This is a genomic window from Roseateles sp. P5_E11 (genome assembly GCF_054049355.1).
Genome location: NZ_JBFUMO010000003.1, coordinates 1 through 22062, shown reverse-complemented (window position 1 = coordinate 22062; position 22062 = coordinate 1). Strand labels below are relative to the sequence as shown.

General features: G+C 67.9%; 12 protein-coding genes. 8 read left to right on the top strand and 4 right to left on the bottom strand.

Annotated elements, in window-relative coordinates; translation table 11 throughout:
• Nucleotides 1-22: 22 nt before the first annotated feature.
• Together ACXJKR_RS00530 and ACXJKR_RS00525 are read right to left on the bottom strand one after the other, a co-directional pair.
• Nucleotides 23-1387 (bottom strand): GH1 family beta-glucosidase, encoded by a 1365-nt coding sequence (locus ACXJKR_RS00530; RefSeq protein ID WP_457319852.1) that lies wholly within the window; start codon nt 1385-1387, stop codon nt 23-25.
• 60 nt (nt 1388-1447) lie between these two features.
• Nucleotides 1448-4195 carry a TonB-dependent receptor gene (locus tag ACXJKR_RS00525; RefSeq protein WP_457319850.1) on the bottom strand — a complete coding sequence of 916 codons (2748 nt, stop codon included), beginning with the start codon at nt 4193-4195 and terminating at the stop codon, nt 1448-1450.
• A gap of 218 nt (nt 4196-4413) precedes the next feature.
• Here ACXJKR_RS00525 and ACXJKR_RS00520 point away from each other — a divergent pair, with 218 nt between their 5' ends.
• The 6 genes from ACXJKR_RS00520 (at nt 4414) to ACXJKR_RS00495 (ending at nt 13937) form a co-directional block, all read left to right on the top strand.
• Nucleotides 4414-6342, top strand: coding sequence for a glycoside hydrolase family 3 protein (locus ACXJKR_RS00520; protein ID WP_457319848.1), 1929 nt, complete (start codon nt 4414-4416; stop codon nt 6340-6342).
• A 31-nt stretch (nt 6343-6373) separates the two neighbouring features.
• On the top strand, nt 6374-7396 hold the full coding sequence (locus ACXJKR_RS00515; RefSeq protein WP_457319846.1) for a LacI family DNA-binding transcriptional regulator: 1023 nt from the start codon (nt 6374-6376) through the stop codon (nt 7394-7396).
• Nucleotides 7397-7432: 36 nt separating this feature from the next.
• On the top strand, nt 7433-8716 hold the full coding sequence (locus tag ACXJKR_RS00510; protein ID WP_457319844.1) for a tryptophan--tRNA ligase: 1284 nt from the start codon (nt 7433-7435) through the stop codon (nt 8714-8716).
• Nucleotide 8717: 1 nt separating this feature from the next.
• Nucleotides 8718-9302, top strand: coding sequence for an ECF-type sigma factor (locus tag ACXJKR_RS00505; protein ID WP_056200637.1), 585 nt, complete (start codon nt 8718-8720; stop codon nt 9300-9302).
• The gene (locus ACXJKR_RS00500) at nt 9302-12112 is read left to right on the top strand and encodes a serine/threonine-protein kinase (RefSeq protein ID WP_457319842.1); all 2811 of its coding nucleotides are present in this window, start codon (nt 9302-9304) and stop codon (nt 12110-12112) included. The genes ACXJKR_RS00505 and ACXJKR_RS00500 overlap by 1 nt, the downstream gene beginning before the upstream one ends.
• 124 nt (nt 12113-12236) lie before the next feature.
• The gene (locus tag ACXJKR_RS00495) at nt 12237-13937 is read left to right on the top strand and encodes an AMP-binding protein (protein WP_457319840.1); all 1701 of its coding nucleotides are present in this window, start codon (nt 12237-12239) and stop codon (nt 13935-13937) included.
• Nucleotides 13938-13985: 48 nt separating this feature from the next.
• On the opposite strand, the gene ACXJKR_RS00490 is transcribed toward ACXJKR_RS00495, so the two are convergent.
• Together ACXJKR_RS00490 and ACXJKR_RS00485 are read right to left on the bottom strand one after the other, a co-directional pair.
• The gene (locus ACXJKR_RS00490) at nt 13986-15596 is read right to left on the bottom strand and encodes an outer membrane protein assembly factor BamB family protein (protein WP_457319838.1); all 1611 of its coding nucleotides are present in this window, start codon (nt 15594-15596) and stop codon (nt 13986-13988) included.
• Nucleotides 15597-15781: 185 nt separating this feature from the next.
• Nucleotides 15782-16687: a LysR family transcriptional regulator gene (locus ACXJKR_RS00485; RefSeq protein ID WP_457319836.1), complete on the bottom strand. Its 906-nt coding sequence runs from the start codon at nt 16685-16687 to the stop codon at nt 15782-15784.
• 158 nt (nt 16688-16845) lie between these two features.
• Between ACXJKR_RS00485 and ACXJKR_RS00480 the strand changes: the two genes are divergently transcribed.
• Nucleotides 16846-19029 (top strand): malate synthase G, encoded by a 2184-nt coding sequence (locus tag ACXJKR_RS00480; RefSeq protein ID WP_457319835.1) that lies wholly within the window; start codon nt 16846-16848, stop codon nt 19027-19029.
• Nucleotides 19030-19545: 516 nt separating this feature from the next.
• On the top strand, nt 19546-22062 hold a 2517-nt coding region (locus ACXJKR_RS00475), incomplete at its 3' end, for a TonB-dependent receptor plug domain-containing protein (protein ID WP_457319833.1).

Here is a 22062-nt window from a genome sequence, read left to right as displayed (position 1 = left end):
ATAAAGGGCGCCACGCCGTTAATTATTCGTTCAGGAACTGGCCGTACCAGAGGCCGCTGTCCTTCAGGGTCCGTCTCTGGGTGGTGTAGTCCACATAGGCGATGCCGAAGCGGCGCAGATAGCCCTCGGCCCATTCGAAGTTGTCCAGCAGGCTCCAGGCGAAGTAGCCCTTGACCGGCACGCCGGCGTCCAGCGCCTGCTTGACCGCACTCAGATGGCGCTGCAGATAGGACAGGCGTTCGGCATCGTGCACATGGCCGTCGGGCGTCAGCACATCTTCGAAAGTGGACCCGTTCTCGGTCAGCTGGATGACGGCCGGGTTGTAGTCGCGCTGGATGCGGGTCAACAGGTCGACCAGGCCTTGCGGCGACACCTCCCAGCCGAAGCCGGTGCGTTCGACGCCCTCGCGCTCGACAAGGCTGGCGCGCATCGGGCCACCTTGCGCGTCGTCCTTCACCATCTCGGGGAAGTAGTAGTTCACGCCCAGGAAATCGGTCGCGGTCGCAACCGTGTCGAGGTCGCCGGCCTCCACCTTGGGCGCGGCATTTCCGGATGACGCGAGCAGCGCCAGCGTGTCTTCGGGATAGCCGCGGCCGAACAGCGGGTCGAGGAACCAGCGGTTGCGCAGGCCGTCGTGGCGCTTCAGCGCGGCGAGGTCAGCGGCGCTGTCGGAAGCGGCAGTGATGGGATGCAGGCTTAGCGTGATGCCGACCTGGGCGCCGGCCGAGTTCTTGCGGATCAGCGGGATGGCCTGGCCATGCGACAGCAGCACGTGGTGGCAGGCTTGCATCGCATCGGCCAGGCTCTTGCCGCCGGGCGCATGCACGCCCTCCCAGTAGCCCATCATGCAGGAGCACCAGGGTTCGTTGTGCGTGATCCAGTGCTTGACACGGTCGCCCAGGCGGCGCGTGACGATGTCGGTGTATTCGAGGAAGGCGCCGACCGTGTCGCGCGAGAGCCAGCCGCCTTGCTCCTGCAGCGGCTGCGGCAGGTCCCAGTGGTAGAGCGTGGCCCAGGGGTCCAGGCCGCGCTCCAGCATGCCGTCCACCAGCCGGTCGTAGAAGGCCAGGCCCGCTTCGTTCACGGCGCCCCGCCCTGCAGTTCCGTTTGGAAGAATGCGCGGCCAGGCGATGGAGAAGCGGTAGGCGTTGACGCCCAGAGCCTTCGCCATGTCCAGGTCCTGCGGGAACAGGTGGTAATGGTCGCAGGCCACCAGCGCGTTGGAGCCGTCGCGGATGCGGCCGGGCTCGCTGCAGAAGCGGTCCCAGATGGACTCGCCCTTGCCGTCCTCGCGGCCGGCGCCCTCGATCTGGAAGGATGAGGTGGACACGCCCCAACGGAAGTCGGCGGGGAAGTCTTGGCGTTTCGGGGCGGTGTTGGAGCTCATGCTTCGAATGGGAGGCGCCGGCAGCGCGGCCGGCGCGGGTTCAGGGAACTGGGAAATCGATCAGAACTTGTACGTGCCGCCGATCAGGAACTGGCGGCCATAGGACGTGTATCGCTCAGGCAAGGTAGCGTTGGGATCGACGGAACCGGTGGAGACACCGACGCGGGTGCGATAGGGCTCGTCACGCAGATTGTTGACCTGCAGCGTCAGCGACAGACCCTTGAAGAGGCCCGATTCGAACGCGTAACCGATCTGCGCGTCGATGATGGTTTCACTGGAGATCATGCTCGGCACGTTCTCGCCAAAGGTGCCGCGCACCGTCGTCACGAAGGGCGAGCGATGGCGGCTGCCGATGCGCGCCGAGATACCGTCGCGTTCGTAATAGACGGTGAAGTTGGTCGCCTTGCCCGACAGACCATCCAAAGGTTTGCTGACGTCATTGCCCTCGTGYAGCGAGCTGCGCGTGTCCGAGTAGCTCAGGCTCACGCCGATGCCGTCCAGCGCCGAGCTGATCAGGCCGCCGTCCAGCGAACCACTCAGCTCGGTGCCGGCGATCATCCCGCCGCCGCCGTTGGACTGGGTAGTCAACGTGCCGATGTTGCTGTAAGGCGTGAAGGCCGTCGGGTTGGGAAAGCCGGTGAAGTCGAAGTCGATGGACTGCGAGTAGACGAAGTTCTTGATGTTCTTGTGGAAGACCGCGGCCGCCACATAGCTGCGCTTGCTGAAGTAGTGCTCCACGGACAGGTCCACCGCGTCGGCGCGCCAGGGCTCCAGCTTGGGGTTGCCGCCATTGGCCGACCACAGATGCGGCTCGGTCGTGCTGACGTTGATGCCAGCGAAGCCGGCGCGCATGTCCTCCATGTTCGGCCGCGCCAGCACCTTGGCCAGACCGAAGCGCACGATGGTGTTGGCAGTCACGTCGGCGGCGATGTTGAGGCTGGGCAGCGTGTCGGTGTAGCTGGTGCCGCCGGTGGCAGGTTCGGTCGCGTTGGTCTTGCCGTTCCAGAACAGGCCGTCGCTCCACTGCTTGGCATGCACGACGCGCAGGCCAAAGCTGCCGTGGATGGGCACGCCCCAGTCGAACTCGAAGCCGAGCTTGGCGTGGGCGGCCGTGACCTTCTCGTGCACCTGCCAGATGCGGCCCGGCGCCTGGTCGGCCGAGGTGGGCACCACGTCGTACAAGCTCAGAGCGCTCGGCAGGTCGAAATTGACCATGCGGATATTGCTGCCGGCAAAGCCCAGGTCTGTCGGCGAGCGCAGCAGCGCGGACGGAATCAGCATCGGCGCGCGGCCGTTCTTGAGGTTGTAGTTCACCTCGGTGCGGTTCATGTCCTTGTCGCGCTCGGAGTAGTCCAGCCCACCCTCGATGTTGCTGAGCCAGCTGTCGAAGTTGCGGCCCGCCGTCAGCTTGAGCGCCTTGATCTGGTCGCGCACCTTGGGGAACTGGCTGCGGCCGTCGCGGCCCCAGTTGGCGGGGTCGGTCAGGTAGACGCTCTTGCCGTCGCCGAAGTCGAAGGTCGGCGCGAAGGTGGAGCGACCGTCGCCGGTGACGATGTTGGCCTGCCCCAGGCTGACACGGCTCAGCGAGCCCGCCTGCACTTCCGCGTTCTGCTCGTCGCGCTTGGCCTTGGACCAGCTCAGGTCTCCCACCAGCTTCCAGTCAGCCAGCTTCAGCTCGTTGTTCCAGCCGATGGCGCGGATGTCGTCCTGGCGCTTGTTGAAGGTCGTCAACGCCACCGGCGTGGTGTTGTTGACGATGCCGCTGGTGACGATCTTGTCGCCGTTGACCACCGTCGTCTGCGCATTGCTCCAGGTCGCACCCGACCAGGTCGACATGTCGGACATCACCGTGCGGCGCGCCTCGGTCTGGTCGAACTTGGAGTAGTAGAGGTCCAGCGTGCTGTGGAAATCGGCATTGGGCTTGTACTCGAGCACGCCCATCAGGCCGTCACGCTTCTGGCGCGACGAGGCGGCACCCAGCTCGAAGCCCTGCAGCGCGACGGCGTCCGTGGGCACGCCGGGCAGTGGTGCGCCCCAGTTGTTGGTGTTGGCCCACCACCAGCTCTTGTAGTGCTTTTCCTGGTTGGGCGAGTCCAGATGCGCAAAGCCGACGGCCGCGCCCCAGGTGCGGTCGGCCGACTGCGTCACATACGAGGCGCTCAGGCGGTTGCCGTTGCCCGAGATCTCGGGGTTCAGCGAGCCATTGGAATTGCGCTCCATGCGCGCACCGACGACGCCGCGCGAGGTCGCGAAGTCCAGCGGGCGCAGCGTCTTCATGTTGACTGTGCCCGACAGGCCTTGCGCCGACAGGCTGGCGTCCGGCGTCTTGTAGACGGTGGCGGCGTTGATCAGCTCCGACGGGAACTGGTCGTACTCCACCGAGCGGTTGTCGCCCGTGGAGACGATCTCGCGGCCGTTCAGCAGCGTCACGCCATAGCGCGGCGCCATGCCGCGGATGCTGATGACGGACGAGCGCCCGGCCACGCGCTGAGCCGTCAGGCCGGGCAGGCGCGAGATCGCGTCGGCGATGGACACGTCGGGCAGCTTGCCAATGTCCTCGGCCGAGACGGATTCGACGATGGCATCGGCGTTGCGCTTGGTGCTGATCGAGGATTCCAGGCTGGCGCGAAAGCCGGTGACCGTCACGGTGTCGAGCTTCTGCTCGCCCGCCGGCGCGGTCTGGGCCAGTGCCAGCGCCGATGCGCCCAGCAGGCCGACGCAGACGGCAATGGGCGTGAGGCGATTGCGCCGCTGGGGCGAAGTTGGGGCGATGGTGCGCACTGCCGCACGCTGAGCTTGCTTGAGCATTTCTTTCGTCTCCTGGTTCGTCTTGTTCGCTGCTCGGCCGGCTTTTTGGGTGGCGATGCCTCCGCGCTCCTTGGCGGTGTCGGCATCAAAATTGGAACCGGTTCCAAACACGGCGCAAATCTAATGCGCCACAGTCGGGGCTGTCAATCTCGCCGGCCCGGGGGTTGACGTTTTTTTGCTTCACCCACTACCGTCGCGCTCCCAACGGACACTCCACGATGACTCGCTCAACCGCACTTCTCGCTGCCCTGCTTGCCCTGGCGACCATGGCCGGCGCGGCCGAAACCGATGCCGTCGTGCAGGCCTGGCCGGCCCGCAAGCCCGTGCGGGATGCGGCACTCGAGGCCAAGGTCGAGGCCGCGCTGAAGAACTTGACCCTGCGCCAGAAGATCGGCCAGATGACCCAGCCCGAGATCCGCGCGATCACGCCGGAGCAGGTGCGCGAGTACGCCATCGGCACCATCCTGAACGGCGGTGGGGGCTGGCCGGGCCAGGACCGCGCGGCCACGCCGGCGCAGTGGCGCGAGCTGTCCGAAAAGTTCCAGGCCGCGGCCCTGCAGGCCACGCCGGGCATCCCGCTGATCTGGGGCACCGACGCCGTGCACGGCCACAACAATGTGCGCGGCGCGACGCTCTTCCCACACAACATCGCGCTCGGCGCGACGCGTGACGCCGACCTGGTGCGCGACATCGGCCGCGCCACGGCGCGCGCCATCCGCGCCTCGGGCCTGCACTGGGCCTTCGCGCCTACGCTGGCTGTCGTGCAGGACGTGCGCTGGGGCCGCACCTACGAGAGCTTCGGCGTCGATCCGGCCCTGGTGAAGCGCCTCGGCCAGGCCTCGGTGGAAGGCTTGCAGGACGGCATGAAGGAGGGCCGCGGCGTGCTGGYGACTGCCAAGCACTACCTCGGCGATGGCGGCACGCGCCGCGGCATCGACCAGGGCGTGACGCAGGCTTCGCCGGCCGATCTCGCCAATGTGCACGGCGCGGGCTACCTGGGTGCGCTGGACGCCGGCGTGCTGACCGTCATGACCTCCTTCAGCAGCTGGACCGACAGCGCTGGCTACGTCGAGCACGGCAAGATGCATGGCAACGCCGTGCTGATGACCGGCGTGCTGAAAGACCGCCTGGCCTTCGACGGCCTCATCGTCAGCGACTGGGACGGCGTCGGCCAGGTGCCCGGCTGCACGCCCGAGGACTGCCCTGCCGCCATCAACGCCGGCATCGACGTCGTCATGGTGCCCTTCCACTGGAAGGCCTTCTTCGACAACACCCTGCGGGCTGCCGAGCAGGGCAGGATCCCGATGGCCCGCATCGACGACGCAGTGCGCCGCATCCTGCGCGTGAAGTTCAGCATCGGCATGCAGCCGGCCGTGCCCGCCACGGTCGAGGCGATGCAGGCGCCCGAGCTGGCGCGCCGCGCGGTGCGCGAGTCGCTGGTGCTGCTGAAGAACAAGCCCGGCCTGCTGCCGCTCAAGGGCACGGCCCGCGTGCTCGTTGTCGGTACCGCGGCCGACAGTCTGGCCCACCAGAGCGGCGGCTGGAGCGTGACCTGGCAGGGCCGCGACACGAGCAATGTCGACTATCCGCAAGGCACGTCGCTGCTGGCGGCATTGCGGCAGCGCCTGGGTGCCGCGCAGGTCACCTTCGACGCTGACGGCAGCAAGAGCGATCCGAAGAACTTCGATGCCGTCGTCGCCGTGCTCGCCGAGACGCCCTATGCCGAGGGCGAGGGCGATGTGCGTATCACCGAAAACCTGCGCTTCAGCCGTCGCCATCCCAAGGACGCGGAAGTGCTGCAGCGGGTCGCCGGCCGCGGCAAACCCGTCGTCACGCTGCTGTACTTGGGCCGGCCGCTCTATGTGAATGACCTGGCCAACAAGAGCGATGCCTTCATTGCCGCGTGGCAGCCCGGCACCGAGGGCGCCGGCTTGGTCGACGTGCTGGTGGAACCGACCGCCGGCAAGGCCTGGCCGGGCTTCACCGGCCGCCTGTCCTTCCCCTGGCCGGCAGGCCCCTGCCAATTCAGCAGCCACGAAGCCAGGTCCTGGTGGCCGGTCGGGGGCGGCCTGAGTGGCAAGGAAACCCAGGCAAATACCAAGCCCCTGCCCGAGCCGGCAGACCCCGCCCCGATCTGCCCCCTGTGATTCAATCCGCCCCAACAAAAGCAGAGGGCGAATGGCAACGATCAAGGACGTAGCGCGGCTGGCCGGTGTGGGCGTGGGCACCGCCTCTCGCGTCATTAGCGGAAACGGTTCCGTCGCGCCAGCCACGGCTGAGCGCGTGCGCAAGGTCATTGCCCAGCTGAAGTTCCGGCCCTCGCACACCGCGCGTTCGCTGGGCGCTGGCACGTCCAAGCTGATCGGCGTCTACATCCCCTTCCTGCGCGGCACCTACTACACGCCCATCCTGCGCGCCATCGACCTGGTGTTGCGCGCGCAAGGACTGCACATGGTGGTGGCCTTCGGCGAGGGCATCGAGGACGAACRCGTCGAGACCAACGACGGCATGCGCTTTTTGCTGGACCGCGACTGCGACGGCCTCATCGTGCTGTCCAACGCGCTGCAGGACGAGGACCTCAAGGCCCTGGGCCCGGCGGCGCGCCAGGTCGTCGTGCTGAACCGCCATTTCGACCGCATCAAGGACCAATGCTTCACGGCCGACCACGTGCAGGGCGGCGTGCAGGCGGCGCGCGCCCTGCTGCAGCACAAGCACAAGGACATCGCCGTCGTCTCGGGCCCGACCACCTCGCCTGACAACGTGGCGCGCCTGAATGGCTTCATGGGCGAGCTGGCGCTGCGCGGGCTGGACACGTCCAAGATCCTGACCGTGCCCGGCGACTTTTCCAATCAGGCCGGCTGGGATGCGGCAGAGGTGCTGCTCAAGCAAAAGCGCCTGCCCTCTGCCGCGTTCTGCGCCAATGATGAGATGGCCATCGGCCTGCTGGCGCATTTCCAGGAACGCGGCGTGTCGGTGCCACACGAGGTTTCGGTGCTGGGCTATGACGACTCTCCCAGCGCCGAATTCGCGGCGCCGCGCCTCACATCGGTGCACATCCCGAGCCACGAGGTCACGCTGGCCGGCCTGCACTGGCTGCTGAACCGCTGCTACGGGCAGCAGCTGCCCATCTCGCGGCAGTTCGACATCACCGTCACCTGGCGCGCCTCCGTAGCAGCACCCCCTTCGCGCAAACGAAGCTGAGGCCACAATCCGGTTTGGTTACTTTTCACCAAACCCATGCCTCAACGCGTCCTGACCGGCATCACCACCACCGGCACCCTGCATCTCGGCAATTACGTCGGCGCCATCCGCCCGGCGATCGAAGCCAGCCGCGCGCCCGGCGTGGAGAGCTTCTTCTTCATGGCCGACTTCCACGCGCTGATCAAGTGCGACGAGCCGGACCGCCTGGCCCATTCCAGCCGCGCCATCGCCGCGACCTGGCTGGCTGCCGGCCTGGACGCCGAACGCGTCACCTTCTACCGCCAGAGCGATGTGCCCGAGATCCCCGAGCTCACCTGGCTGCTGACCTGCGTGACGGCCAAGGGCCAGATGAACCGGGCCCATGCCTACAAGGCTGCCGTGGACGCGGCCGTGGCTGCCGGCGAGGAGCCGGATGCCAACGTCAGCATGGGCCTGTTCAGCTACCCGGTGCTGATGGCGGCCGACATCCTGATRTTCAACGCGCACAAAGTGCCTGTGGGCAAGGACCAGGTCCAGCACATCGAGATGGCGCGCGACGTGGCCCAGCGCTTCAATCACCTGTTTGGCCGGGGCAAGGAGCTGTTCACTGCCCCAGAGGCCGTGACTGATGCCGAGATGGAGCTGCTGCCGGGGCTGGACGGCCGCAAGATGAGCAAGAGCTATGACAACGTCATCCCTCTCTTCGAAGGCGGCAGCGCGGCGCTGAAGGAGGCCGTTGCGCGCATCGTCACCGATTCCAAGCTGCCCGGCGAGCCCAAGGACCCGCAGGGCCAGGCCCTGGTCACCATCTACGACGCTTTCGCGACCACCGAGCAGCGCGCCGCCTTCCGCGCGGCCCTGCGCGGCGGCCTGGGCTGGGGCGAGGCCAAGCAGCAGCTCGTGAACCTGATCGAAGGCCAGATCGGCCCGATGCGCGAGCGCTATGCCCACCTGATGGCCCACCCCGAGCAGCTCGAAGCCACGCTGCAGGCCGGCGCCGCCAAGGCCCGCGCCATCGCGGTTCCCTTCCTGAAGCAATTGCGCGAGGCCTGCGGCCTGCGGCCCTACACGTCCACCGCTACGACAGCCGCTACCAAGACAGAGAAGGCCGCACTGCCGGTCTTCAAGCAATACCGCGAGGCGGACGGCAAGTTCTACTTCAAGCTGCTGTCGGCGGGTGGCGAGCTGCTGCTGCAGAGCAGTGGCTTCGAACAGGGCCGCGATGCCGGCCAATGGGTCGCCCGGCTGAAGCGCGAAGGTCTTGTGGCCGATGCGCCGGTGCAGCGCGAAGCCAGCGACGCCGCCATCACGGCCGCCCTCGCCGCCTTCCAGGAAGACTGACGTGGCCGACATCACCGAACTGCTGATCGGCACTTCGCGTGGTGACGCGGCGTCCCTGCAGCAGCTCTACGCCCTGCTCTACCCCGAGATCAAGCGCGTCGCCCGCATCCGCCTGGCGCAGAGCGGCCCGAGCGGCAGGTCGGCCGGCCTGAACACCACCGCCCTGGTGCACGAGGGCTTTCTGCGCATGGCCGACCAGCAGGGCCTGCAGGGCGAGACGCGCGGCCAGTTCTTCGCCTACGTCGGCCGGGTGCTGCGCTCCGTCGTCATCGACCACCTGCGCACCGAAGGCCGCGACAAGCGCGGCGGCGACGCCGTCATGGTCACGCTGTCCGCGGCCGACGACGTGGCCGCCGTGCAGAGCACGGCCGTCGACATGCTGGGCCTGGACCAGGCCCTGGAGCGCATGAAGGCCCTGGACAACGGTCTGTACGAGCTGATCGAGATGGTGGGCTTCGCCGGTCTGTCCATCGCCGAGGTGGCGGCGGTGCGGGGCCTGTCCACGCGCAGCATCAACCGCGAATTGCTGAAGGCGCGCGCCCTGCTGCAGGAGCTGCTCGGCGACCCGCCCAACTCCGTCTACTGATGAACTCGGGCTTGCAGTCCTCGGACTGGCAGCAGCTGTCGGCGCTGTTCGACGAGCTCGCCGAGCTGCCCGCCGCGACACGGGCCGAGCGCCTGGCTGCGTTGCAGCCGCCCGAACTGGCCGCGCGGCTGTCGCGCATGCTGGCGTCCCTGCCCGAGGACGAAGACACGGACGCCACCGTCCTCGTCGACATGCCGGGCTACAACACCCGCCTGGTCGCCGCGCTGAGCGAGCCGACGCTCTCCACCACCACACCTGCCCGCCCCGGCGACCGCCTGGGCTCCTGGTGCCTGGCCGAACCCCTCGGCGAGGGCGGCATGGGCCAGGTCTGGCGGGCCGAGCGGGCCGATGGCCTCTACCAGGGCGAGGCCGCCATCAAGCTGCTGCRCGGCGACCGCGCCGGCCCTGGCCTGACTGCTCGTTTCGCCCGCGAGCGCGCCCTGCTCGGCCGGCTGACCCACCCAGGCATCGCCCGCATGCTGGACGCCGGCGAGCAGGACGGCCGCGCCTACCTCGTGCTGGAGTACGTGGTGGGCCGCACGCTGTCCGAGCACGTGCGCGCACACAACCTTGGCCTGGTGGCGCGCGTGAAGCTGCTGCTGGAGGTGGCGCGCGCCGTCGAACATGCCCATGCCCAGCTCATCTTGCACCGCGACCTCAAGCCCGGCAACGTCATGGTGGACGAGCAGGGCAATGCCAAGCTGCTGGACTTCGGCATCGCCGGCCTGCTCGACGACTCCGGCCGTCAGTCCGACCATCAGCTGACGCAGATCACCGGCCGGCGCCTGACGCCGGCCTACGCGGCGCCCGAGCAGATCACCGGCGAGGCCGTGGGCGTGGCCAGCGACATCTATTCGCTGGGCGTGATGCTCTACGAACTGGCCAGCGGCGACCTGCCTTTCGGCAAGCGCGGCCTGGGCCGCACGGCTCTGGAGCATGCCGTGCTGCACGGCCAGGCCCAGCGCATCACCCGTTCCACGCGCACGACCGGCTCGGCCGACAGCGCCGGCGATGAGGCCGGCCCCGGCCGCCCCCTCGATGCGGACCGGGCGGCGGGCGACCTGGAGGCCGTCGCCGCCAAGGCGTTGCGCAAGAACCCGGCCGAACGCTATACCAGCGTCGGCAACTTCATCGACGACCTCGAGCACTGGCTGGCCCAGCGCCCGGTCAGCGTGCGTGCCGAGGACTGGCAGCATCGCGTGCGCCTCTGGCTGCACCGCAATGCCGCGCTGGCGGTCGGCGCCACGCTGGTGTTCGCGGCCCTCAGCCTGGGCCTGGCCGTCAGCCTCTGGCAGCGGCACGAGGCCCAGGCCGCAGCGCGCGAGTCCGAGCAGGTCACGGGTTATCTGGCGGAGCTGCTCGGCGCGGCCAGCCCCGATCAGAACGGCGGCCGCCAGCCCACCGTGGTGGAACTGCTGGACCGCAAGCGCCAGGAGCTGGCCACGCGCTTCAACGACCAGCCCGAGGTCAAGGACCGTGTCTTCGACACGCTGGTCAAGACCTATTTCGCGCTGCAGCGCTTCGACGTCGCGGCGCCGTTGGCTGAAGCGCGCCTGGCCCACGCCCGCCAGGCCTTCGGTGAAAACGACCCACGCACCGAAGACGCCGCCGTCTCTCTGGCCGGCCTGCACACCGCCGTCGCCGGCGGCCAGCCCGTCATCGACCTGCTGGAGCCCCTGCTGCCCCGCTGGGACAGCCGCTACGGGCCGCTGAGCGAGAAATCCCACAGCCTGCGCCTGCACCTGCTGACGGCCTACGGTCGCCTGGGCCGCTTCGCCGATGCCGAGCGCGAACTGGCGCTGGCCAAGCGCTCCAACGACGCGATCTATGCCAAGAACCCCTTCGAGCATGCGCGCTTCGCGACCTACGAGAACGTGCTCTATGTCTACGAGGGCCGGCKGCGCGAGGCCGAGCGCTCGCTGGAGGCAGCCAGGCCGTTCTGGAACCCGCAGGAGGCCGAGCGCATCCGCCCGGCCCTGGTGCTGGAGCGCAACCTGGCCTTCGTGCGCTGGCGGATGGCGCGCGAGAGCGCGGCCGACGCCACGGCGCGCAGCGATGATTTGATCCGCCGCTGGGACGCCATCGCGCGCCCCGGCAACCACGCCAGCACGCTGATGCGCCAGTTGCTGGCCGTCTACCTGCAGCAACTCGGCGAGTTCGGCGCGGCCCTGGCCCAGCTGGAGAAGGCCCAGGCCGAGACCGAGGCCGCCGGCGCCGACGACGCAGTGACCGGCCTGCTGCGCCGCACCCAGTTGCTGGAGGCCCGCGTGCTGGCCGCCGGCCGCGCCGACGCGGCCAGCCTGCGCGCCGCCGCCCAGGCCCTCGCCGGGCTGGATGCCGCGCCGCTGATCGGTGACGTGCGCCGCGCCGATGGCCTGCTGACGCTCTCGCGCATTGCCATCGCGCCCGGCGCCGGCGAGGCTGGCCAAGCGCTGGCGCGCGATGTCGAGCACCGCCTGAACACGCTGCGTCCGCTGCTCGCCGAGTCCCGCAACCTGGCCAGCCGCATTGATCTCTTCAAGAGCCGCCTGGCCGGCACGCCGGCGGCCTCGCTGGCGGGCACGCGCATCCGCGTGGCCTACTTCGACGGCCTGCCCGAACCCCAGGGCCTGCCCGAGTGGGCTGCCCGCCTGCAGCTGGCCTGCGCGCTGCGCGCGGCCGGCGAGCCCTGGCAGGAAACGCTGACGCGCGCCGAAGCCTCACGCCCGACCAATCTCGCCGAGCTGACGCCTGCGCCGCATCCGCTGACCGAGGTGGCCGCACAACTCGCGGCAGGCACGGCAGCCGCCGATTGCGACTGGCGTTTCTAGAGCCATGCCTCTAGGCACTGTGGGTAGCGCGTCACGCCGCAGGGTGTTTACCCGGGGGAAGGGCCGCTTTGCAGGCGGTTAACTTTGCGGCTCCCGAAAAGAATCCCCCCGAGGAGACACGCCCATGGCCACCATCGCCGCCGACCAGCTCGCCCTGCAACGCCTGTATCACTGGGAGCGCACCGCCGRCAGCACCGTCACGCTGACACAACCCATGGGCGGGCCTGAGGTCAAGGACTTCACCTGGGCCCAGGTCAGCGACCAGGTGCGCCGCATGGCCGCTTTCCTCAAGGCCAAGGGCGCCGCCGAGGGCTGGCCAGCCGACGCCAAGGTGGCGATGCTGTCCAAGAACTGCGCCTGGTGGCTGATGACCGACCTCGCCATCTGGATGGCCGGTTATGTCTCCGTGCCGCTGTACCCGACGCTGGCGGCCGACACCATCACGCAGATCCTCACGCACAGCGAGGCGCGCTTCATCTTCATCGGCAAGCTCGACGGCTGGGAAGGCATGAAGCCGGGCGTGCTGCCGAGCCTGCCCGGCGCCAGCTACGCGCTGTCGCCCGACGACGTGAAGAAGAACTATGAGGGCTGGGACGCCATCTGCGCCCGCACCGAGCCGCTCAAGGGTGAAGTCACGCGCGGCGCCGACGAGCTCTGCACCTTGATCTACACCTCGGGCACGACGGGCAACCCCAAGGGCGTCATGCACAACTTCGGCGCCTTCGCCTGGGCCATCGCCGAAGGCCTGGCGCGCTTCCCGATGAGCGGCCAGGACCGCATGATGTCCTACCTGCCGCTGGCCCACGTGGCCGAGCGCGTGCTCGTCGAGCACAGCTGGCTGAAGGTCGGGCTCAAGGTGTTCTTCGCCGAATCGCTGGACACCTTCACCGCCGACCTGCAGCGCGCGCGGCCCACCATCTTCTTMAGCGTGCCGCGCCTTTGGGTCAAGTTCCAGCAGGGCGTGCAGGCCAAGATGCCACCGCAGAAGATGAACAAGCTGCTGCGCCTGCCCATCATCGGCGGCCTGGTGCGCAAGAAGGTCCTCAAGGCGCTGGGCCTGGACCAGTGCCGCATCGCCGTCGGCGGTGCCGCGCCCATGCCGGTGGCGCTGCTGGAGTGGTATGGCATGCTGGGCCTGCACATCAACGAGGGCTACGGCATGACCGAGAACCTGGCGCTGTCGCACATGACGATGCCGGGCAAGAACCAGCGCGGCACGGTCGGCCCGGCCTATGGCGGCGTGCAGACCCGCATCGATCCCGCCAATGGCGAGCTGCAGATGCGCAGCCCGGCGCTGATGATGGGCTACTTCAAGGAGCCGGGCCTGACCGCCGACGCGCTGACCGCCGATGGCTGGCTGCACACCGGCGACAAGGTGACCCAGGACGGCGACGGCTGCGTGCGCATCACCGGCCGCGTGAAGGACCTGTTCAAGACCAGCAAGGGCAAGTACGTCGCCCCGGCGCCCATCGAGGACAGGCTGGGCATGAACCCCAACATCGAGGCCTGCTGCGTCGCGGGGGCCAACATGGGCCAGCCGCTGGGCATCGCCATGCTGTCACCGCAGGGCCTGCAACGCGCCAGCTCCGAGGCCGAACGCACGGCGCTGATGGCCGAGCTGAGCAAGCACCTGGACGACGTCAACGCCCGTCTGGACCCGCACGAACAGCTCGACACCCTGGTGCTGATCAAGACGCCCTGGACGGTGGACAACGGCTTCATCACGCCGACCTTCAAGGTCAAGCGCAACCGCATCGAGGAGGCCTATGCGGGCAAGTTCGATGCGTGGGTGGGCAAGCGCGCCAAGGTGTCGTTCGGGGACTGAGCGCGCAGGCCCGCCGCTGAGGCAGCTGGCCTGCGCGAGTGCCGCGCCTCAATCCGGCAACGAGAATGCGTACAGCTTGCTGTTCGGCGTGCCGAAGCCGAAGTTGCTGTAGCCCGAGCCCCAGTAGAGCGTGCCGTCGGCGATGGCCGCGCCCGACAGGCAGGAGCCGCCGCTCGGATAGCTCCACAGGATGGCGCCGTTCGCGCCGTTCATCGCGTACATGCGGCCGCTGGCATCCAGCGAGCAAGCGTAGACAACGCCATTGGCCGTCGTCACCGGGCCCGAGGGGCCGCCGCCGATACCGCCCGGCGGCAGCGGGTCGAGCGTCTGCCATAGCGTCGCACCGGTGGCCGCGTCGAGGCCGAACCAGGCGCCTCGCGTCGTCGGCGCGCTGGCGCCTGTCGGCATCCACGGCACCCCGTTGCTGTTGGCGTTGGCCGTGTAGATGCGCGTGCCGTCCGTCGCCGAACCCCACTGCAGGCCGCCCGCCGTGCCCCCTGGGCCGGCCTGGGTGACCCAGGCCACGGCGCCGGTGTCCGGGTTCAGCGCCCAGTACTGGCCGCTCTTCTGCCCGAGGCCCAGCAGCTCCACCGGCTTGCCTTTGCCGGCCTTGGACTTGAACAGCGCCGGCGCCTGGCCAAAGTCGTAGTCCGGGCCTGCCGGCGACGGGCAGTTGTCGCCGTCGCCGAAGAAGGGGATGCAATCCACCGTCCAGGCGTCATAGGGGATGGCACGGGTCGCCCAGCGCACGGCCCCCGTCTTCATGTCGAGGGCGAGGACGCTGTCGAAATAATCGTTCGCCGGCAGGCAGGCGGCCTTGGCCACCGGATCGGCACCTGCGGCCGACACGCAGGCCAGCACGGGCGGCGGCACCGAGTAGTTGTTGCCGGTGGCGATGTAGACCGCGCCGCGCGAGGTATCGACGGCAGGCGAGCTGCCCCAGACGGCGTTGCCGGTGTAGCCGGCCGGCGCGAGCGTCGTCCGCCAGCGGATGGCGCCGGTTTTCAGGTCCAGGGCCAGCATGCTGCCGCGGAAGGACAGCTGGTAGCCCGGCACGAAGGCGGCAAGGGCCTCCTCCTGCGACGCGACGCCGACGAAGACCCGGTCGCCATGGATGGTGGCCGACTGCGTGATGATGGCCGCGAAATGCGGATCGGCCTGGGTGCTCCAGGCCAGCGCCCCGGTGTCCTTGTCGAAGGCCAACACCCGGCCACCAGGGCCGCCGCCCGCCAGGATGGAACCCTGGGTGCCGATGACCACCTTGCCGCCGCCCAGAGCCGGCGTGGCGCGGGCCTTGTCGCGGGGAATGCCCGTTACCGAAGGCAGGTAGACGGCCCAACGCACGCTGCCATTGCTGCGGTTGACCGCATAGAGATAGCCGGCCCAGTCGGGCACATAGACCGTGTCGCCATCCACGGCCGGCGTGGCCGAAACGTCGCCCGCCGTGGTCAACGCCCATTTGACGGCCAGTTGATTGACATTGCCAACGCCCAGCTTGTGCTCGGACGGTTGGCTGCGTGTGTTCTCGCGGTCGCCCCCCGCACTGCTCCATTCACTGCCCTGCGCCGCTGCTGCCACCAGCGGCAGGGCCAGCGCCACTGCCGCAAGGAGGGTGCGCGTCGGCGCGGTCGGCTCTCGAAAACAGGTCGTCTTCTTCATGGAAGTTCTCCGTTCCTTGTTGGCGATGCCCGATGAACGGGCCGTGGAACGGGTGGGCATCGCGCAACCCGCCACAGCAGACGCTTGGCGCCACGCGGCGACAAGGCGAAAGGGCATCAGAGGACGCTGCAGCGGGGCAGGCATCGGGGCATACCCGTCGCCGTCCTCTGGGTTGAGGACGATCGCTAGCTGCGCCAGTAATCGGCCCGCCCGTAATGCGCGCGCAGATGCTCCACCCACAGCCTTGTCCTCAGCGGCAGATGGCGTGACTGCGGGAACACGGCGTAGATGCCGTTGGGCGGCGCCGCAAAGGTGTCCAGCACGCTGACGAGGCGCCCTGCCGCGAGGTCGGCCTCGACCTCCCAGGTGCTGCGCCAGGCCAGGCCCATGCCGTCCACGCACCAGTCGTGCAACACCTGGCCATCGCTGCAATCGAGCCGGCCAACCGGCCGTAGGTGCTGAACGGCGCCGTCGATCTGGAAGGCCCAGCCGCGCACCTGGCTGGCCTCAGAGCTCAACGTCAGGCAGGCATGGCGGCCGAGTTCATCGGGGTGCTTCGGCGTGCCGGCGCGCTTCAGATAGCCGGGGGCGGCCACACACAGCCGCCGGTTGTCGGCCAGCCGCGTGCTGACCAGGCTGGAGTCCGGCAGGTCACCCACACGTACGGCACAGTCGAAGCCCTCGTGGACGATGTCGATGACGCGGTCGCTGAGGTTGAGCGACAGGCTGAGGTCGCCATGCTCGGCGAGAAAGCCCGGCACCAGCGGCGCAACATGCCTGCGGCCGAAACCGGCAGGCGCCGTCACGCGCAGATGGCCACTGGCCTTGAGGCCGCCGGCACTGACGGCAGCTTCCGCATCGGCCAGCGAGGCGATCAGGCGCTGGCAGTCCTCCAGGAAGGCCTGGCCCTCGGACGTCAGCGTCAGCCGCCGCGTCGTACGCAGCATCAGCTTGACGCCCAGGCGCGCCTCCAGCGCGTCCAGCCGCCGGCCCATGACGGCAGGCGCGACGCCCTCGGCCTGGGCCGCCGCCGTCAAGCTGCCCTTGCCCACGACAAGGACGAAGGACTCCATCTGCTTGAGCTTGTCCATGCCCCGGATTGTGCTGGGCGACAGACGCAAAGACAGGGGTTTCATGAAGGATCTTTGCGTTTTTGTCACAGATGAATGGCGTGCTCCGCAGCGAATCCCGACACGCGACGCAGCTAGATTGGCGACATTCGTTGTTGCCTTCTCGCAGGAGTCCCGCCATGCCTCGCACCACCCTCCACCGCCTGCAGGTCGATGCCGACCTGGCCCGCTTCATCGACACCGAGGTGCTGCCCGGCACCGGCGTTTCGGCTGACGCCTTCTGGGCCGGCTTCAGCCGGATCGCCCATGAGCTGGCGCCGATGAACCGCGCGCTGCTGGCCGAGCGCGACCGCCTGCAGGCCGAGCTGGATGCCTGGCACGAGGCCCATCCCGGCCCCATCACCGACATGCCGGCCTACCGCGGCTTCCTGCAGCGCATCGGCTACCTCGTCGAGCCGCCCGCCCAGGTGCAGGCGACCACCGCCAACGTCGATGCCGAGCTGGCCCTGCAAGCCGGCCCCCAGCTCGTCGTGCCCATCCTGAACGCCCGCTATGCGCTGAACGCGGCCAACGCGCGCTGGGGCTCGCTGTACGACGCGCTCTACGGCACCGACGCCATCTCCGAGGCCGACGGGGCCACGCGCGACGGTGGCTACAACCCGGTGCGCGGCGCCAGGGTCATTGCCTTCGCCCGCCAGGTGCTGGACCAGGCCGCACCGTTGGCCGAAGGCTCGCACAGCCAGGCGGTGGCCTACCGCATCGAGGGCGACCAGCTCTCCGTCACGCTGGCCTCGGGCGACGTGACCGGCCTGGCCAACGCGGCCACCTTCGCCGGCTACCAGGGCGCCCCTGATGCGCCCAGCAGCGTGCTGCTGGTGCACCATGGCCTGCACCTGGACGTGCGCGTCGATCGCAGCACGCCCATCGGCAAGACCGACCCGGCCGGCATCGCCGACGTGGTGCTGGAGTCCGCGCTGTCCACCATCCTCGACCTGGAGGACTCGGTCGCCGCCGTCGACGCCGAGGACAAGCTGCTGGCCTATCGCAACTGGCTGGGCATCCAGCTGGGCACGCTGACCGAGGAAGTGGCCAAGGGCGGCAAGAGCTTCACGCGCCGCCTGAACGCCGACCGCGTCTACACGGCGCCCGGTGGCGGCACGCTGACGCTGCATGGCCGCTCCCTGATGTTCGTGCGCAATGTCGGCCACCTGATGACCAACCCGGCCATCCTGCTGGGAGGTGACCAAGAGGGCAACGAGATCCCCGAGGGCATCATGGACGCTGTCGTCACGACGACCATCGCGATGCACGATCTGCGCCGCCGCGGCAACAGCCGCACGGGCAGCGTCTACATCGTCAAGCCCAAGATGCACGGCCCGGCCGAGGTGGCCTTCGCCGCCGAGCTGTTCAGCCGCGTCGAGCAGCTGCTCGGCCTGCCCGACAGCACGGTCAAGCTGGGCATCATGGACGAGGAGCGCCGCACCTCCGTCAACCTGAAGGCCTGCATCGCCGCCGCAGCCAGCCGCGTCGCCTTCATCAACACCGGCTTCCTGGACCGCACCGGCGACGAGATGCACACCGCCATGCGCGCCGGCCCGATGCTGCGCAAGGGCGACATGAAGACGTCCAGCTGGATCCAGGCCTATGAACGCAGCAATGTGTTGACCGGCCTGGCCTGCGGCCTGCGCGGCCGCGCCCAGATCGGCAAGGGCATGTGGGCCATGCCCGATCTGATGGCCGCCATGCTGGAGCAGAAGGTCGGCCACCCCAAGGCTGGCGCCAACACCGCCTGGGTGCCGTCCCCCACCGCCGCGACGCTGCATGCGCTGCACTACCACCAGGTCAGCGTTAGCGCCGTGCAGCAGGAGCTGGAAAAGGTCGACTTGGCCGCCGAACGCGAGGGCATCCTGAACGCGCTGCTGACCATCCCCGTCGCCGCCAAGGCCGACTGGACGCCCGAGCAGCGACAGCAGGAGCTGGACAACAACGTGCAGGGCATCCTCGGCTATGTGGTGCGCTGGGTCGACCAGGGCGTGGGCTGCTCCAAGGTGCCCGACATCAACGGCATCGGCCTGATGGAAGACCGCGCGACGCTGCGCATCTCCAGCCAGCACATCGCCAACTGGCTGCGCCATGGCGTCGTGTCGGCCGAACAGGTGCGCGAGACCTTCGCCCGCATGGCCAAGGTGGTGGACGGCCAGAACGCCGGCGACCCGGCCTACCGGCCTCTGGCCGCCAACTCGCAGGGCGCGGCCATGCAGGCGGCGCAGGATCTGGTCTTCAAGGGCGAGGCCCAGCCCAGCGGCTACACCGAGCCGCTGCTGCATGCCTGGCGCTTGAAGGTGAAGGGGCAATCGGCTTGATCAGCAGGTCTGGCCTACTTCGCGCAGCAGCGCTGTAACTAGACGTTTCCTGATCGGCGGCGGGTTCGATGGGTAGCGGCTTCGTCGCGCCAGCGCGGTCTGCTTGGCGCCTTGATGCCGCTAAACAAGTGAAATGTGGCGATCAAGCCAGAACCCCTGTTTCGTTATGACAGCGAACAGGTTCGGCATGAAAGCCCCCCGCGGGTGGGCGGCCCGGCACTTCCTCCGATGTTGCTTTGCCGCAAAACCTATCGGACGACATCCTGCCCAGCGTCTCATCTTTGCAACATTTCCCGTCTGCAAGCCAACGGCAATCTAGGGGTTACCGGGCAAAACGAGCCGAAAGCGTCACTGCGGGACGGTGCCACCCGCTCAATTGGTAGGAACCCCCAAGGGTCACCAGCAAACTTTCCTCACACTTCTAGGCGTTCTCCCCGGCACTACGGCCGGGCTGTGGACTGTTGCTTCGTGGCCCACCAGGCCGGCAAGCTGTCTTTATCGTCAGGAGTTTCATCGATGTTCAAACGTCACGCCGTCAGCGTCGCAGCGCTGGCTTGTCTTGCCGCTGCCCTTCAGCCGGCCCTCGCGCAGCAACAACTGGAACGGGTCGAAGTCACCGGTTCGAGCATCAAGCGCATTGCAGCCGAGGGCTCGTTGCCCGTGCAGGTCATCAGCTCGGAGCAGATCAAGGTCAGCGGCGCCACCAACGTGGCAGAGCTGCTGCAACGCATACCCGCGATGCAGGGCTTCCAGATCGCCGACATCGCTATCGGCACCAACTCCGGTGGCACCGCCTTCGCGTCACTGCACGACATTGGGCAGGCTTACACGCTGGTGCTGCTCAACGGTCGGCGCCTCGCCCCCACGGGTGACGGTGGCCGTGTCAACCTGAACTCGATTCCCATGAGCGCGATCGAGCGCATCGAAGTGCTGACCGACGGCGCTTCCGCCCTCTACGGCTCCGACGCCATTGCCGGCGTCGTGAACTTCGTCCTCAAGCGCAACAAGCAGGGCGGTGAAGTCACGGTCGGCTACTCGAACCCGCTGGAAGGCGGAGGCAAATCGGCGAATGTCTCTATCACCTACGGCTTCGGCGACATCGAGCGCGACCGCTTCAACATCGTGGCCACTTACCGCCGCGACGATCAGAAGAAGCTGAAGTCGGGCGATCGCGATTTCGCCAAGACGGCCTACCTGCCCGTCTCCTTTGGCGGCAATAGCTACGTCTACGACCGAACCAGCACGTCTGCCGACCCGGCCAATGCGCAGGTGACGTTCAAGAAGATCGGCGCCGACACTGCGACGCTCGGCGCTTACTCGTTCAACCCCTACCTTATGGAAAAGGGGAAGTGCGCGCCGAACAACTTCTACAGCCTGGCCAACACCATTCCGGCAGGCGGCACGGCCAAGGTTGGCACGGCGCAATGCGCGTTCGACTTCGTCTCCACGATCGACATCTATCCCGAGTACAAGCGGGATTCGGCTTTCGTCACGGGTCAGCTCAAGCTCAGCGACAACGTCAAGCTGTTCTCTGACATCGCTTACACCCGCTACGACCTGATCGCCCGCATCGCGCCGAACCCGGTGCCCATTGCGATCCCGGTTGGATCCGCGCTGTACAACAAGTACGTCTCGCCGTATCTGACGGCCGCTCAGCAGGCCCGTGTCAACACCGTCACGGCGGGCTTCCGCGCGACGGACTTCGGAACCCGTGATTCGCAGACCTTTACCGATTCCAAGCACGTCGTCGTCGGCGCCGAAGCCGACATCGGCAGCTGGAACGTCAACGGCGCGCTGACCTGGTCGCAAAACGCGTTGGAYGAGCATTACATCGGCGGCTATTTCAAGACCACCGAGTTCACCAACATCGTCAACACGCTGGCGATCGACCCCTTCGTGCCATCGGGCAACCAGAGCGCGGCGGCCCAGAAGCTGATCAGCGACTCCATCTACCACGGCAGCATCCGCACGGCCTCCACGACGCTCAAGGGCGGCGACGTGCGCGCCTCCGGCGAAATCTTCAACCTGCCAGCCGGGGCGGTGAACCTGGGTGTCGGGGCGGATGTCCGCAACTACCACTACAAGCAGACCCCGTCCGCTGATGCGGTCAACGGCGTCATCTACAACTTCGGCGCCAATCCGCAATACGACCTGGAGCGCGACAACCTCGGCGTGTTTGCTGAATTGCAGATCCCGGTCGTGAAGGGCCTCGAGGTCAATGCCTCGCTGCGCTACGACAGCATCAGCAAGATCAAGGACGCGATCAACAAGCGCGACTTCGGCAAGACGGAAAAGGCATCGACCTACAAGCTGTCGGGCAAGTACCAGGTCTCCAGCCAGCTGATGTTCCGCGGCTCCTACGGCACGGGCTTCAAGGCCCCGGATATGCTGGACATCGCCCAGCCGCTGGTCTCCAACGGCGTGACCGCCTCCAGCTACGACTGCCCCTTCCCTGGCGACGGCAGCGGCTCGCCGCCCTGCAAGCCCGGCAAGGCCCAGTACACGCAGCTGAGCGGCGGCAACGAGAACCTGAAGGCCGAGAGGTCCAAGCAGGCCACCATCGGCATGCGCATCGAGCCGACCTCGAACTTCAGCGCGGCTTTCGACTACTGGCAGGTGAAGCTGCGCGATGCAGTCAGCGGCGTGTCGGCCAACCAAGCTTTCGGCGATCCGCAGAAGTATCAAAGCCTGTTCACGACTTACAAGCAACCGGCTGAAACATCGAACTACTACGCCTTCATGGCCCTGTCGACCAACATCGGCCAAGCCATCACCAAGGGTATCGACTGGGAGCTCGAAGGTCGTGTGGACATTCCGTCGGTCGGTCGACTCACAACTTCGCTGGCTGGCACGTACATGATCGAGTCCTCGTATACCCGCGCGGGCACGAGCAACGACTTCACGGACAGCATGGGCCACTACGGCGAAAACGCTGCCGTCACCTTCCGCAACATCTTCAGCACGCAGTTCAAGCTCCAGACAGGTCCGGTAACCAATTCGCTGCTGTTCAAGTACCGCAGCAAGTACCTCGAC

Excerpts from the sequence above, each read along its gene's own strand:
- ACXJKR_RS00530 (WP_457319852.1), bottom strand. The coding sequence starts at position 1,387 with ATGAGCTCCAACACCGCCCCGAAACGCCAAGACTTCCCCGCCGACTTC.
- ACXJKR_RS00490 (WP_457319838.1), bottom strand. The coding sequence starts at position 15,596 with ATGAAGAAGACGACCTGTTTTCGAGAGCCGACCGCGCCGACGCGCACC.
- ACXJKR_RS00485 (WP_457319836.1), bottom strand. The coding sequence starts at position 16,687 with ATGGACAAGCTCAAGCAGATGGAGTCCTTCGTCCTTGTCGTGGGCAAG.
- ACXJKR_RS00480 (WP_457319835.1), top strand. The coding sequence starts at position 16,846 with ATGCCTCGCACCACCCTCCACCGCCTGCAGGTCGATGCCGACCTGGCC.